This is a genomic window from Streptomyces sp. NPDC036984, from assembly GCF_055607665.1.
Genome location: NZ_JBVJRL010000048.1, coordinates 1 through 15,759 on the forward strand (window position 1 = coordinate 1; position 15,759 = coordinate 15,759).

Here is a 15,759-nt window from a genome sequence, read left to right on the forward strand (position 1 = left end):
CGCCGCCAGGACCTCCCGGTCACCGTGCCGTCTACGACCGCCACCCTGCGGCCGCACCGGAGCCGGCGGCACCACCCGCTGAAACAGCTCCCACAGGGGCTGACCCGGCGGGAATTCCGGAATGCTGTTGTCTGCGGCAGCTTCCAGCAGTCTCTGGGCTACATCGAGGACGTCATCGCCCGTCTGCGCCAGAGCGGTACCGCGGTGCTGAGCCCTCCTTCCACGAGGGTCAAGCCGGAGACCGTGGGTACCGACTTCATCCTCTTCGACTACCAGGATTTCCTGAAGAACGAACGCGACACGTGGCGGCACAAGTACATGCACCTGGACGCGTTCAGGCGGGCCGACGCTGTGGTCGTACGCAACCCCGGCGGCCGCGTTGGAAAGGGAACCATCTTCGAGCTCGGCTTCATGTCCGCGCTTTCCAAGAGGGTCATCTTCACGGAGGAGCCCCAGGGCGTTTCTGTCCTGTTCCCCTGTGAGGTCGGCCTGGAATCTTGAGCGTTCCTGCCGAGCGCTGCGGCACCCTATCCCGCTCTTCAATCCCTGACCGGAAACAAGCGGCGTTCCGGCGCATGGATCAGGGGCGGGAGCAGGTCTCCGGTTCACTCTCGCTCGCTGTCTAACCAGGTCTCACTTCTCGGCTACGAAGATACGGAAAGGACCCCAGCCGGTGCGCGATGCAGAACCCATCGATACAGTCCTCGACAGGCTGCGAGAGATCGTGGCGTCTGTTCTCGAAGTCGAGAAGGAGGGCATCGAGTCCGGTGCCCTGTTCTACGAGGAACTCGGGATGAGCTCCCTGGAGAAGGTTGCGATCACGGTCGCGATCGAGCGCGAGTACGGAGCCCTGTCCGCTGAGGAAGCGGCAACCCTCACCAGCCTGGACGCCGCGGTGTCCGTGCTCAGCGAGCAGGCGACAAGCCTCCGCGGGGTCGACCTGCTCGACCACCTGGTGGCGGGTCATGTCTCCGCCGGCCGGGGCGAAAGGATCAGCTACCTCGACCCCCAGGCGGGGGCGATCACCTACGCCGCCCTCCTGGAGGCGGCACGGGGATACGCGGGCGCACTCAGGGCAGCAGGCGTGCCTGAGGGCGCCCGCGGCCTCCTGGTCGCCGACGACTCCGTGGCGACCGTCGTCGCCGTCCTCGGCCTGTGGTGGCACGGCTGCGTCCCCGTGGTGATCAGCCCGATGCTCAAGGACGACGAAGTCCGCTACATCGCCGAAGACTGCGCCGCCGCGACGGTGCACCTCGACGCAGCCCCCACGCGGCAACGCGCCCTGGAGAAGCTGTTCGCCACCACAACCCAGTTCGCCGGCGCGGACGTCCTCGCCGCTCTGGCCACGGCCGAGCCCGGCCCCGCACGCCGCCCGCAGGACGCCAGGCCCCCGGCCGTGTGGAGTGCGGGGCGTGAGGCGCTCGTGCAGTACACCTCCGGAAGCACCGGCATGCCCAAGGGAGTCCGGCACTCGGCGGGAGCGATCGCGGCCATGGCCGACGGCATCGGCACCGTACTGGCGCTGACCCCCGAGGACACCGTGCTCTCCAGCGCCCGGATGTCCTTCGGCTACGGATTCGGCAACTCCGTCCTGTGCCCTCTGGCGGCCGGCGCCCGCGTTGCACTCATCCGCGGCACGGTCGACGTCCACTCACTCACCGCCGCTCTGCAACACCACCAACCCACCGTGCTGTTCTCCGTCCCACGGCTGTACGCCGCGCTGCTGAACGCATCCGAGACGGCGGCGGTCGACTCCGTGCGGCTGTGCGTGTCGGCGGGCGAGAATCTGCCCGCCCCGCTCAGCGAGCGGATCCGCACCGCCTTCCAGGCCGAGCTGCTCAACGGTCTCGGCGCCACCGAGGTGCTCTACACAGTCGTCGGCACCCCGCCGGGAAACGAGCGTCCGGGCACCTTCGGGGTACCGGTGCCCGGGATAACCGCGACCGTCCGCGCTGCGGACGGCACGCCCGTCGCCGACGGGGAGGAGGGCCGACTCCACATCGCCGGCCCGACCGTCGCCCTCGGCTACATCGGCCGCCCGGAGGCCGCAGCGGCCACCTTCGCCGACGGCGGCGCCTACACCGGCGACGTGGTGCGCCGGGCGCCGGACGGCACGTTCACCCATCTCTGCCGCGTCGATGACCTGCTCAACCTGGGCGGCTACAAGGTCGCGCCGGGTGAAATCGAGAACGTCATCCGCGGCGCTGGCGGGGTCCAGGACTGCGCGGTGGTCGGCGGCCGGGATGCTGACGGCCTGGAGCAGGCCGTGGCTTACCTGGTTGCCCGGCCGGGATGCGACGAGGCCATGGTTCGGCGCGCGGTGAACGCCGCGATCCGCGGCGGTCTTGCCGCCTACAAGCGGCCCGCCCGTCTGGAGTTCCTCGCCGAACTCCCGACCACGTCAACCGGCAAGCTGGCCGCCTTCGAGCTGCGGAAGGCGGTTGCACAACCGTGACCTGGGACATTACGGGCATGGCCGCCGTCGCCAACATCGGTGCCAGCCCCGAAGAGATATTCGCCGCGCTGTGTGCTGGCCAGGAGAGCCGCACGCCTCTGCGAGCGTTCGACCCCGACAAGTACAGGGCGGGCTACGCCTACGAGATCGACGACCGGCCCGAGGGTGGTGGCGACATCCCGCGGCGCGCCACCCGCTGGCTCACCACCGTGGTCCGTCAGGCGCTCGCTGACGCGGGCCTGGGAGAGGACCTGTCCCAGGTACCTGTGCTGGTTGGGACCACCATGCGCGAGCAGCGCAGCCTCGAACTGTGGTGGCGTGACCAGGCGGACGTCGCCCTCGAAGAGCTGCACTTCGGCACCGCCCTGAAGCAGGCCTTCGGGGCGTCCACCACGTACACCTTCGCCAATGCGTGCTCAGCCACGCTGTACGCGCTCGGAATGGCTGCCGACATGATCGAGCTCGGCATGGCCGACACGGTCGTCGTCGCCGGCACCGACGCCGCTACCGAGAGCGGCCTCGGCGCGCTCGACAGGGTGCAGAACGACATCCCCTACGCGCTCCGACCCTTCGACATCAGGCACAGGGGCATGCTGAAAGGCAGAGCGGACCCGCGCAACCTCACCCGCACTTTCACCACACTCCTCCGCAAGGCCGGCCTCCGCCGCCTCCGCTCCACGACCTCCGCCACTCCTCCACCGCCACCCTGCTCCTGGAACAGGGCGTCGAACTCGTCGTGATCAAGGAACTCCTCGGCCACGCCCGCGTCGGCGTCACCGCCACCGTCTACGCCCACGTCCGACTCCGCCTCAAGCGAGACGCCATCGACACGCTCAGCACCTCGCTCGGCAGCTTGGAGATCACCGAGGCGGCCAACGGCGACGGCGACGAACCGCCACCCCGCGCGGCCCTCGTCCGCTGACGTTGCCGTCAACTACTGCCGTCAGGGGCTCCATCGGCACCTTCACCGATGGAGCCCCTGTGCGATTGCGAATGATCTTCTTTACTGCAGGCCCAGTGCAGCGTATCCGCTCACTGAGCGATGCCTATGAGGTCGATCCAGCTTCAGGATCTTGCACACGCCAGGCGTACTGCATTTGCACGTCAGGCTCCCAATTCTCAGGGCGCGCTGAGCTTTCCGCCCACCGGTACCCCGACTCCCTCCACTTCCTTCTAGCTCGGACGACACCCGCAGGGGTTGCGTCTTCGTACCCAAATTCGACCCCACAGCAATCACAGATCTCGTAACTCGGGGTCTTTCCGTCTTCCCCCCAGGGAGGATCACACTGCAGCAAGCCACAGACCCGACAGTGCAGGTCGCCGTCATTGAGCATTAAAGTAGTCCATATTCGTCGGGTATCCGTGAGATGCCGGGTCCGGCTTGAAGTATGTGCGTGGTACTCCAGAAGGATCCATGACACCGAACTCATCCGTGGCTGGATTAAATCGAATCACGTCTCCGTTTGGCCTCGTCCGCGTCAAAACATTCGGGTCAGTACTACGGAGAAACTTCGTCCCTGCCTCAACATATTCCTTGGCGTTGTTGAGGTTCGGGAACTCGGACTTGTGCTTCTGCCAGTGACCGTAGGCGTTCTCAACGGACGACTTCTTCTTCGTCGCGCTCCAGCAGCTTGCATTGTGAACGAGTACCGGCGTCTCCCCTGCCAGCACATAGTACGTGTGGAGGTCACTGACGGTGAGGTTGTACATGTCCGCCGAGCCGGCGCGCTTCTTGACGGCGGTGATCCGCACGTGCTTGTCGGAAGCGGTGTTGAGTATGTGGCCGGGCTTGAGCTTGCCGGCCTGTACCCAGGTGTGGGTGGTGTCGTCCCAGAAGGGGTGAAGGGAGGTGGTGCGGAGCGTCCGGGTCTTCCCGTCGAGGTCCTGTACCTGCACGTCGATCAAGTCGCCGTCGTGATTGACGAACGCGGCGGTGACCTTGCGCGGACCTTTGTGCTTTCCGCTGTCGGGGTCACCGCTCTCGACCCGGTCCCCCGGCTTCACCTTGACGATGGGCTTGGATGTGCCGTCGGTGAGGAGGACGAGGGTGTCGGGGTCGAAACTGCACGGGCCGCCTTCAGTCGACGCGCCTCGCCGGGCCCCCCGGCCGGCCACCCGGCCAGCTTGTCCATTACCTCCCACCAGGCCTGCGTTAACTCCAGCTGCCATCAAATCGGTGGGGTTGAACCAGTCTTTCCCGCAATCCCAATCTGAATCGCAGGAGAACATTTTCGCCTTGATTCGCTCGTATTCGGCGAGACCGTCTCCCACCATGCAGTCGTAGCGGTGGGGCCCACACTGGTATTCGACCCGGTGATTGAATCTTTTGGCGACTTCTTCGAGATGAGGGTTGTCGGCCGGGAAGTAGACACCCGGGTAGAGCTTGACGTGCCACTCATCATGGATTTTCACCATGTTGTTTGAGTCGCCATTGGCCGCAGCCGGGAGCGGACCCGGGTATCCAGCCCCGCTGGAGCGGGGAGCGCCTACTCCGCCGGCGCCGCGCGGGGCCTTCTTCACGTACTCCTTTTTGCGGCCGCCTGAGCCGGTGCCGCCGACGGGGTAGCCGATGCCGCATTGGTCGGCCATACACAGGCCGGACGGGTCGCTGCTCGTGATGGGGCTGTTGTTGGCGTAGGCGTAGGCGTTCAGGCTTTGTGGGTCGGTCGGCGTCATCAGTGGGTCGACGCTGATAAATCGGCCAGTCGTCGGGTCGTATTCGCGGGCGCCGAGGTGGGTGAGGCCGGTGTCCTTCGTGTCGTCGGTGCCGCCGACGAAGCCCTTGGTTCCGGGCCAGGCGGTCGGCTTGGCTCCTCGTATGTCGCCGAAGGGCAGGGTGCGGCGCTGGGTGAGTTTCTGTGTGTCTGCCGCGACGGCGAGTTGGGCGGTGCCGTGGTGGTCGGCGAGGGTGAAGGAGATGGTGCCGTCGTCCTGCTGGACGGCCTTGTTTCCGCCGTCGAGGTCGAAGTAGCGGGTCGCCTTGGGGGTGGTGCTGCCCTTGGGCAGGGTGATTTCGGTGGAGCCGAGGTAGAGCGTGGTTTCGGTGGGTGTGCGGGTGATGAGCCGGTTGCCGTCGGTGTCGTACAGGTACTCGGTGGTTTTGTCGTCGGCGGTCACCTTGGCGAGGTGGCCTTCCGCGTCCCAGGTGAGGTCCTGGTCGTCCCCGTTCAGGGTGCGGTTGGTGGTGTTGCCTGTCTCGTCGTACGTGTAGCTGTCCTGGATGGTGCTGGTGGGGCTGGTGGTGGTTACCGAGGACAGCGCGTGCGGCAGGGGCTTCCCGGGGTCGGGGTAGGCGTAGGTGCGCTTGGTGTCCTTGGAGGCGTCGCCCGTGGGGTCGTGCAGGGTCTCGGTGCGGCGGTTGCCGACCAGGTCGTAGGTGTAGGACTGCCAGTAAGGGGCGGTGCCGCCCAGGGCGTTGCCGCTGGGGGTGGTGGCGCAGGTGGTGGTGTTCTGGGCCCAAGCCTCCGTCAAGCGGCGCAGGTAGTCGTAGGTGAAGCACTGGGTGTCGGTGCCGTCGCGGGAGGCGTCCGACACGGACCGGACGTTGCCCGTCTCGTCGTAGTGGTAAGTGTTGCTCTGGTCGACGCCGGCGACGTTCTCTCGGTCTACGCGGGAGGAGGCCAGGCGCTGGGTGCCCCATTCGTAGGTGTTGGTTGCCCAGATCTTCTTGCCGCCGCTGTTGGACAGCTCGAACTGAAGAGGCTTACCAGTGAGGCTGTAGCTCGTGGTCGCCTTGATGCCCTGGCTGCCGTTGACCGCGGTCGGGCGCAGGGTGGCGTCGTCGTAGGTGTAGACGGCGGTTGCCGCGGGCAGGGCGCCAGCCCTGGAGTAGCCGATGCCGGCGGTGACCCCCGACGTCATATACGACGTGGTGGAGATATAGGTGCCCGCTAGTTCCTTCTCTGCGGCCGGGATGGTGATCTGCGTGCGTAGCGGCCGGTAGAGACGGTCGTAGGCGACAACCTTGCTGGTGTACGCGTTGGTGCCGTCGTAGCGGGTCGTCTCGGCGAGCTGTCCCTTGGCGTTGGTGACAGTGTCGTATACCCACTTGGCGCGCAGGGCGCCGGTGGACGACTTCTCCCTCACCTCGGTCTTGCGGCCGAGGTTGTCGTAGCCGTACCACAGCAGCGGTGTGTCCGGACGGTCGTCGGTGGCGCTGTCGGGTCGGGCATCGTCCGTGGTGGTCAGTTGGCCGCGGTCGTCGTAGGTGCTGAGGGTAGTGCCCTTGTCCGGGTCGACCGCCTTGATCTGCCGGCCGAGCAGGTCGTAGGTGTACGACCAGCTGTTGCCCGCCGGGTCGGTGACCTTCTTCAGCTCGCCGCGGGGTGTGTAGTCGTAGGCGGTGGTGTCGTAGGCGGCGTCGACGTTGCGGGCGTGGAGCTGGCGCAGTGCCGTGGTGTGGCCCCGTGCGTCGATGAGGGCGGTGGTGGCGGTGCCACCCTCGGGTGGGATCACGGTGGTGCGGTCACCGCCGTAGAGGGTCCTGGTGGTGGACAGCAGCGGTCCGCCGTCGCCATTACCCGCCATCTGCTTGGCTTCGGTCTGCCGGCCGAGGCCGTCGTAGGTGTAACGGCTCTGAGTCTCGACGTCGAGGGCGTCTTCCGGCTCGGCCAAGACCGTCGTCGGCGGCTTCACCGAGTAGTAGGCCGCGAACTCCTTGGCCACCAGGCCACGTTCGTCGTAGAAGGTGTCGGCCAGTAGGCTGCCGCCGCTCGGCCCGGGTCCCTGGCTCTGACGCGGCCGCAGAAAACCGTCGTAGAGGGCGTAGGAGGTGAGCTGTCCACCGTTGTTGCCGAGTGTCCTGGTACCGATCGCGACCGGCTTGCTGTCGCTGACGGTGTATGTGAACTCGTAGGTGGGTGTCTGGCCGGTGAGGCGGTCGGCCAGCCAGACCTTGGTGGAGCGGCCCAACGCGTCGTAGTCGAAGTTGGTCACCTTGCCGTTGGTGTCGGTCTGGGACTTCGGCAGGTTGCGCAGAACGTCGTACGTGACGCTCGAGGTCTGAGCGGTGGTCGCGTCGCCCGTCTTGGCCGGCGGTGTGGTGATGGTGACCTTGGTCGCGAAGCCGGTGGTGGGGTCCGGGGCGGTGGTGGTGGTCCGGCGGTCGGAACGCGCGGTGCGTGTGAGGGTTCCAGCGGCGTTGACCTTGACGTCCGCGGTCAGGTCGGTGCTGGTGCGCTGGCGTCCGTAGTCGTCGAAGGTGGTGCCGGACTCCAGGTAGACGGCTGTGGTGCCGTCGTACTGCTTGAGCACCGCGGTGTTGGTCGCATCTCCCTTGGTCGGAGCTGCGTCGTAGGCGCCGCCGTCGTAGGCCGTGCGTGCGTCGGAGATCACGTCGCCCGGACGGCTGACGGTGTCGGAGCAGGACTTGGCCACCGTCTCGGTGCGCGAGGGGAGAGTGAGGATGTTGGCGGTGGAGTTGGTGGCGTAGGTGGTGCGAGTGCAGGTGTTGTCCGCCTTGGTGCTGTTGTCACCGAAGTCGTCGATCTGTGTGGCGCGTCCGGCGACGATGTCGTAGGTCGTGGCCGTGGTCGTGGTGCGCCATGAGGTGCCGGCACCGTTGTCCAGGGAGGTCCAGGTTTTGGAGCTGGCGGTGCCGGTGAAGTTGGCGGTGACGGTGCCCCAGTCCCTCACCTTTTTCGCTGTCTCGTGGTGCCAGGGCCGGTTGACGGTCTTGGTGAGGATCTTGCCGTCGGGGCCGGAGTAGGTGACTGTCTTGTAGGTGAAGCCGGCCGATGGTGGCTCGTCGGTGATCGGGTCGCCTTCGCCGTCGCCGAGGGGGACGGTGACGGTCTTGGTGCCGCCGCTGGTGGTCTTCCGATCGTCGTCCATGCCGCGCAGGAAGTAGCTGTCCTGCTGGCTTTTCATGGCGGAGGCGCCGCCCTGACCGCCGGTGCGGACCCGGACATGTCCGTAGCCACGCCACTGGGACCAAGTCTTGGACTTTTCCTTGGTCAGTCCGTCGTCATCGTCGTAGTGCCAGGCCGCGCCGTCGAGGTAGTCGTACCGGGTGACCTGGTCGGGGGCACCGCCGGTGCGGTCGGTGGCGGTGACGGAGGTGACGACGTACTTGTTGAACCACTTACGCTCGGGGTCGTCGGTTGTGCCGCCGCCGATGTACTGCGGGAAGCAGCGGGTGGTGTTGGTCTCGGGTGTGGGCAGCGCGTCCCAGTCGCAGGCCGGGGCCGAGTAGTTGACGTCGATCTGGCCGCCGAATTCGTCGGCGACGGTGGACAGGCGGTCTTTGATGAAGGGCGGGTAGCCGTCGCCGGTTTTGTCCAGCCGGTTGGCCAGCTGGGTGTACGCGAAGGTGGTTTTGGGCAGGGTGACAGCCGGTTCGGCGCTGCGTCCGGTGTGCTGGACGGAGTCGAGCAGCAGCTGGTAGTCGGTGTCGGAGGTCCCCCAGCGGTGGGCCAGTTTCCAGGAGTCGACGTTGTGGTACGTGCTGCCGTTGTAGACCTGGGTAGTGACCTCGGTGAGCCGCTTACGGGTGAAGAACACCGGCGCGAAGCGACCCTTGTCGCAGTCCTTGCCAGTGTCGCAGTTCAGGTCCCAGGGTGTGTCGTACCAGTAGAAGGCGTCGGTGGAGATGTCCGAGCACGTGGTGTGAGCATCCGGCAGGCAGCGCTCGCTGTTGGCGAAGTCGACCTTGGCCAGGGCCTTGGTGCTGTACACGGACGAGGACTTCAGACCGTATTCGATGCGGTCCAGTGTTCCGCCGCGCACATAGCGTGTGTTGTCCTTGGCCTCGAGGTTACGGCCGTAGGAGTTGGTCTCCTTGTCGTAGTAGTAGGCGATGGCGTTGCCGTGTACGTCGACTGCGTAGTCGAGGTTCCATCGCCATGCCTGCTGGCAGTAGGAGTCGGCGAAGGCGGCGGCGTGGCAGGGCTCGCCGGAGTCGTCGCCGAAGACGGGGGCGGTCCAGGTGGAGTCGGTGGTTTCCTTCCCGTCGGCCCAACCTGGCAGGCGGTTGTAGCCGAAGTAGTACTTGGTGCCGTCCGGCGTGGTGAGGCGCCAGTACTCGTTGTCATTGTCGCCGTTGCTGCGGTCGCTGGACGTCAGGTGGTCGATCTCTGTGCCGTCGTCGTCCTTGAGCTTCCAGGAGTCCTTGCCGTCGGGGACGAGTTCGCCACCCTTGCCATTGAAGGTGATGAAGGCATTGTCGTAGCCCCAGCACTGGTCGCCCGGCTTGCTGCCGTCCGCGTGCTTGACGCCGTCGTCGGAGCATGGCTTGTACCGGCGCTCGATGTAGCCGGACCACAGGTCGAAGCCGTCACCCACCCAGGATGCCTGGTTGTTGGTATTGGCCGTACGTCCGTCGACCGATCCGGAGGAGTAGGACAGGCCGACCTTGGGGGCCAGTCCTCCGGGAACCTCGGGGGCCGGCATGTCGTAGGACCAGGTGAAGTCGCCGGTGTTGAGGCTCGTGTTCCAGGTCGCCGAGGGGGAAAGAGAGGTCGCCTTGTAGTCGCTCTGGGCGCTCTGTGTGTCGGAGACGGCTGCGAGCACCGTGGCGGAGCCGGCGTTCAGACCCACGTTCTGCGCGGTCAGGGTCTGCTTTTCCGCGTCGTTGACCGTACTGACCGGCTTGGTGGAGCGGCAGGCAGCCTTGTCCGGAGTGGTGAGTGCGCAGGCGGGGAGTTCCACCATGGTGAGGCGGGAGGCGTAGCCTCCACCGTAGGCGTCGGCAAAACCGGAGTAGTCGAGCCGGGCCTGGACGCGGCCCGCCTGCCCGGTTTTCGAGGTGGCTTTCGGTCGTAAGGTGAACAGCAGACCGTCGACGCCGGCTTTCCGCGCCGCTTGACGGCTGAGCAGGCGTGCCTCGACATCCCCGTGGTAGGGGTTCTTCCGCGCCATGCCCTGGGTGCCGAGCGTCAGCGGCAGTCCCTTGGCGCGGACGGATGCCGTGGAGGGCTTCGCGTTGGCCACGGGGATGTGCAGCAGCGTGGTTGCTGCCTTGGGCCAGGAGGTGTGAGGTACTGCGTTCGGGGTCCGCGGTCCCTTCATCAGGGTGCGTGGCCTGACCTTGCCGGTTGTGGTGGAAACCGGGTGCTCGGAGTCGGGCAGGGCAGGCCGCCCCTTGCCGTTGTCCGCGGCGAGAGCCGGCTGCGTCACTGCCTGGAGGAGCGTGCCCACCATGACCGTGGCCGCGGCCAGTGCGAGGCGTCGCCGGTACCGTGCCAGTCGCCTGCTCGTTCTGCCGTTCATCGTGTCCTGAATCCTTCGCTGCGGTGTTCCGCGTGCGTGCCGCTCACGGCGGAGCGGAAGTGAGGTTGGGATGCCGAGTCCGAGAAAGCCCGGCGGGCCCTGCAGAAGCCCGCCGGACGTTCAGTCGGTTCCGGGAATGTCGGTTGCCATCCCGGGCTGGCCCGTCGCGAGCGACTTGATCTGCTCGTCTGACAGTGCGCCCTGAAAGGCCCACACGTCGGAGACGGCGCCTGGCCAGTACTCACCCCAGGTGCTCGTTGCGGTCCTGGCCCGTCCCAGTTGCATCGGCTGAGCTACCTTGAAGGCCAGGACGTCGTCCGCCCACGAGAGCTTGTCCGTGCATGTGGAATCGTCAGCGTCGCCGTTGCCGTCGGAGTCCTGGCAGGCGGCTGCCTCCTCTTCGCCGTTGACGTACAGCGTCAGGTGCTTGGAAAAGCCGTCGTAGACGAGGGCGAGGTGTGTCCACTCGGTGGGGCTGTAGAACTGGCTGTTGTCGACCTGGGTGACGGTGGCGCTGCTGGTGTCGGCTGCAGCCATGGCAATCTGCCATCGGCCCGGGTCGGAGCCTGGTGTGTCGCTGGGTTCGTAGCGGACGGTGAAGGCACTCTTGGTCGTTCCGGGAACGCTGAGCAGGGTCACGCCTTTGCTGGGGATCGCCGCCGCCTGGGCCCATGCGGTGACGGTGAAGCTGCTGCTGGTGTCCACCGGCACGGTGGAGGTGGTGCCGTAGTCGTTCACGCCGTCGAGGGTCACGCCGCCGTCGACCCAGCCGGCATCCAGACGGGCACCGCCGTAGAGGGTCATGTTGTTGGCCGATGCGGAGGCGTCAGGAGTGATGAGGGGGGTTCCCGACGCCTTCTCGAACGTCCAGCGTCCCTTGACCAGCGGCCGCTGTCTGAACAGCTGCTGAACCTCCTGGCCAGACACCGGCCGGTCGTAGAGCCGGACATCATCGATCTGGCCGGGGAAGTACGACCCGGGCTGACCGTCATAGAGGCCTGCGCCGATCTGTACCGCGCCACCTGCGTACCAGTTGGCCTGCAGGCCTGTCTCGCCGGCCTTGACCCCGTTGATGTAGAGGATCAGCTTGTTGGCGACCGTGTCGTGTACTCCGACAAGGTGTGTCCATGTGTCGCCGTAGGCGGCCTGTCCGTCCGCTTGCATTGCACGGATGGGCGCGGCATCAGAGGAGTCGGCCGAGTACTCATTGACCGCCCACCGATCGAACGTCTTCGAGTAGTACAGCTCCAGACCCGCACGGTGTGTGCCCGCCTGGGTGGCGACGATCGCAGCGTGGTCGGGTTTGGTCTTCGGCAGTTTGGCCCAGGCCGAGATGGCGAAGCTGCTCTGGTTGTTCAGGATCGGACGGCCAGTGGTGGCGTAGTCATCGATCCCGTCGAATGTGAGCGCCTTGCCGGCGATTCCGGGCTGCCCGGCCTTGACTCCGTTTTTGAACGTGGCGTCCGGTAGCTCTGCTCGTCCGGTCAGCTGCGTGGTGGTGTTGCCCTCGGGGTCGGTGGCGGGTTCGTTCATCGGGAACACTGCCCGTGCGGGACGACCCGTCGTGAGGGACGACTTGCCGTACAACTGGGTTACCTCGGCGCCCGAAAGCGATTTGTCGAAGATCTGCACCTCGTCGATGGCGCCGGGAAAGAAGTTGGTCCTGTTGCCGTTAAGAGTCGCCGCGCCGAATTGCAGGCCACGCCGGGCGTCCCATGGGGAGCTGTAAGTGGCTGTGCCAGCAATCTGGTTGTCGATGTACAGCTTCAGTTCGTCACTGCCGGAGCTGTACGTTCCCACCAGGTGGGTCCATTCGCCGACCTTCACGCCGCCTCCTGTGGCGGGCATGGCCTTGACACTGTCGGCTTCGGGGGTGTCGGAGGTGTGCTGGCTGAACACCCACCGGTCGTTGCCTGCCGAGTAGTAGATCTCGAAGCCCGGCGACTTGTTTCCGGGTTGCGTCACCGCGACTGCCGCGTGATCCGGTAGAGCGGAGAGCTTCACCCAGGCAGAGACGGAGAAGCTCCCTGAGGTGTCGATGACAGGGATGTCACTTGCGGCGTAGTCGTCCATGCCATCGAATGACACTGCTGCGTCCTTGGCGCCGGCCACGTGCAGCGTGGCCCCGCCGCCGACTTCCATCGTCCGGTCCGGAGCCGAGCCCGTTGCCTCGCTGACGCCTTCCGCGTCGTTCATCTGCCACATCGCCCGCTCGGGCTGCCCTGCCTTGACCCTGAACCGGTATCCGGTGGGCGGGGAGATATTTCCTGCTGCATCGACGGATGAAACGTAGAGGGTGTTCACACCGACTCTCGGCGGCAGCACCTTCAGTAGCCTGGATGCGCCGTCCGAGGTGGTGATGGCATTCTTTGACGAGGGGTCGACGTTGATGCCCCACAAGTACTTCACTGCCTGTGCATCGTTGCCGCCGACCGTGAACGTGCCGTACTTGCCGATGCCGTCGTACCACTCGTCGTCCGGGTTCTCCGTGTTGGAGCGAGGGTAGTCGCCCGAGGAGATGCTGGGCGACGCTGGCGCGTGCTTGTCGTAGGTGAAGTAGCAGGCGGTTGCACCGCCGGTCCACGACCATGGGGAGTACTGGCCGCCGTCGTAGGAGCGAACGAACCAGTGGACCTGCTTGCCCTCAGGAATGGACGATGGGAGGCCGATCGCAAAGTCGGATCCCGACTTCTTGTAGCCGGTCGCATCCGGGGTCCACTTGCCGCCGTCCCACTCGGCACGGAACTGCACCTTGATGTTGTCGCCGTCGGGGTCGGCGACGTTGTCGGCGTAGATCTTGCCCATGGAACGTACGCGTGGTGCGTCCGACGGCTTCTTGCAGGTACCTCCGTATTCCATGTCGAGCTGTGACATCTTGATCTGCTGGGGCGGTCGGTTGTACTTCACCCGCAGGTACGCATCGTCCGCAAACCGTTTCCAGCCGTACGCGTCGGATTCGTCACTGGCCCGGAGGCCGAACGTCATGGTCGGCCACTTCTTGTCCGCGGCTTGCTGCACGGCCGACTTGACGTTGAACTCGGCGTCCTTCGACCCACACCCCTCGAAGCCGTGAGCGAACGACTCGGTTGCCAGGTGGTCGATCCAGAACCCGGCCTCGCTCTGGGAGTTCCATGTCGTCGAGGACGAAATAGTCTTGGTGCGCCACAGCTGTACACCTCGCGCGCTGCAGGACGCCGACCAAGTGTTACGTACGACGAACTCGGCCGAGAGGATGTCTTTGCCCGCGTACTTCGTGACCGGGATCTGGTAGAAGAGCCGTTTCGTGTCGTAGGGCTTGCAGTAGTACCAACCGCAGTAGCCCATGCCGGCGTCCGGGTCACCGTTGAACTTCCACTGGGGAGAGGACGCCCAGTACTTCGACGCCACCGTCCATGCCGTGGCCTTGGGTGCGTCCCACTTCGGGTCGATGAACACCGGATACACCGTGTCCTTACCGTGAAGGACCTCGGCGTCCGGTGTCAGCACCAGCTCGTTCTGGCCAGCCGGGACCTCCACCCCGACCGGGGCCAGCTTGCCCGACTCCGCCGCACTCGGATCCGCGTCATCGCCGGAGGCTGTCGTCGCCCTCGGCGCCGCCAAAGGCTGTGCAGTGGCTCTCTTCTGCGTTGAGGCGCCCTTGCTGGAGTCCCACATCAGCGGCTGCGCGGCCTCGAACACTGCACTGCCGGCGCCTTTGTCCACGGCCTGCAGACCGCCGGCGCCGGTCTCCTTCACATTCATGCCGCTGGCGTCCAGTTTCAGGCGCAGTTCGGCCAGTTCCCTGCTGGAAGCGGCCTCGGCCGACTTGACGACCAGCAGTTGGGTGAAGCCGTCCTGCTGTGCCCCCAATCGCAGGTCGACCCCTGGCAGGACGTCCGGATAGGTTGCGGTGTCACCCCGAAGCTGCGGAGTGGGCAGCTTTCCCGGCCACGACAGGGCCAGCTCCCGACCCGCCTTCGTCATCCTCACCATCGGGACGTCACCGCCGCCGGAGAACTCCAGACCGATGGTCGTGACCTTCGGTGCGACCATCCCGCCGCCCGTCTGCACCAGGCCGGTGTCGATAGCCTTCCACACACCGTCCACCCGCGCCCGAACAGGGCGAACGTGCTCACGTGCCTGAAGTCTGCCATCCGGATTGGCGAAGACCTCGCTGCTCTCGCCCCTCAGGGAGGTGATCTCCACAGGCTGGCCCGACCTCTTGGCTCGGGCCAACGCCTCAGCCTCGCTGGCAGCAGCAGCCGACTCGGTATCCCCCTCAGTCGAGAAGTCCGACGCGTGGGCCACCGATGTGGTACTGCGCGTGGCCCCCACCGCATTCGTTGACGGCAGAAGGCCCAACCCCACTGCGGCACAGACCACTCCGGCAACGCACCATCGTCTCCCCGCAGACATGACACACCCTCCCCACAAGGTCTCCCCAGACCCTGCCCCCATGTGACCGACCTCTTACAGATCGTGCACACGACGGTAAACATGAGTTCGATGGGAGGTCCAGGTCCCCTGAAGGGGACATCGCACCGCGAAGAATGCAAAGAGCTCAGATCGACCAGTGACTTGGGCCACAGAATGCTGATTCTGTCGGGGATGGTCATTGGCAAGAATCACATCCCCACCGATACAGAATCGGCCACATAAAGCCCTGATTCGCTCTGGTGTCCCGCACCGTCCTCTGATCCGAAAATTAGACCGCCGGGCGCCGCGGAGGGTCGAGCCATGTCGGGCGAGAATCCAGGCCGTCGATACTCCGGGGTTGAGACTGTTGGGCTCGCATGTTGAGGTCTCGCGTATTCGCACGCCGCTCGACACACTGGGCACGGCGAGTGATCGCTTGGGCATCGTGGCGGACAAATGGGCCAGGCAACTACCGGAGCCAGCGGTCGAGGAACTCGGCCCACATGAACCCGTGGTAGCCGCCGAAGGCAGGTGGATAGATCTTCTTGAGTTTCGCCAGCGAGCATGCTGAGCTCAGCCAAAGCTTCGTACTCTCGGTCATCCGGGTCCGCTAACAGGCCATTTCATTTGGGGAGTCTGCGGTAGCAGATGAGGGCAGCTGCCAGCGCGGTGAAGGCCAGGAAGTGGCCGGGGTTGCGCTC

General features: G+C 65.8%; 4 protein-coding genes and 2 pseudogenes. 4 read left to right on the forward strand and 2 right to left on the reverse strand.

Going from position 1 to position 15,759, the window contains the following annotated elements; all coding sequences use genetic code 11:
- The first annotated feature begins 162 nt into the window (after positions 1–162).
- The 4 genes and pseudogenes from ACZ7DL_RS38525 to ACZ7DL_RS38540 all read left to right on the forward strand — a co-directional run.
- Positions 163–501 (forward strand): nucleoside 2-deoxyribosyltransferase, encoded by a 339-nt coding sequence (locus ACZ7DL_RS38525; RefSeq protein ID WP_470781668.1) that lies wholly within the window; start codon positions 163–165, stop codon positions 499–501.
- Between the two features lie 172 nt (positions 502–673).
- Positions 674–2,455, forward strand: a complete 1,782-nt coding sequence (locus tag ACZ7DL_RS38530; RefSeq protein WP_470781663.1) for an AMP-binding protein — start codon at positions 674–676, stop codon at positions 2,453–2,455.
- Positions 2,456–2,472: 17 nt separating this feature from the next.
- Positions 2,473–2,982: pseudogene (locus ACZ7DL_RS38535) on the forward strand (beta-ketoacyl synthase N-terminal-like domain-containing protein); the annotation flags it as partial.
- An 81-nt stretch (positions 2,983–3,063) separates the two neighbouring features.
- Positions 3,064–3,377: pseudogene (locus ACZ7DL_RS38540) on the forward strand (tyrosine-type recombinase/integrase); the annotation flags it as partial.
- Positions 3,378–3,778: 401 nt separating this feature from the next.
- Here ACZ7DL_RS38540 and ACZ7DL_RS38545 read toward each other — a convergent pair.
- The gene (locus ACZ7DL_RS38545; RefSeq protein WP_470781665.1) at positions 3,779–10,663 is read right to left on the reverse strand and encodes a polymorphic toxin-type HINT domain-containing protein; all 6,885 of its coding nucleotides are present in this window, start codon (positions 10,661–10,663) and stop codon (positions 3,779–3,781) included.
- Positions 10,664–10,783: 120 nt separating this feature from the next.
- On the reverse strand, positions 10,784–14,848 hold the full coding sequence (locus ACZ7DL_RS38550) for a LamG-like jellyroll fold domain-containing protein (protein WP_470781666.1): 4,065 nt from the start codon (positions 14,846–14,848) through the stop codon (positions 10,784–10,786).
- Between the last annotated feature and the right edge of the window lie 911 nt (positions 14,849–15,759).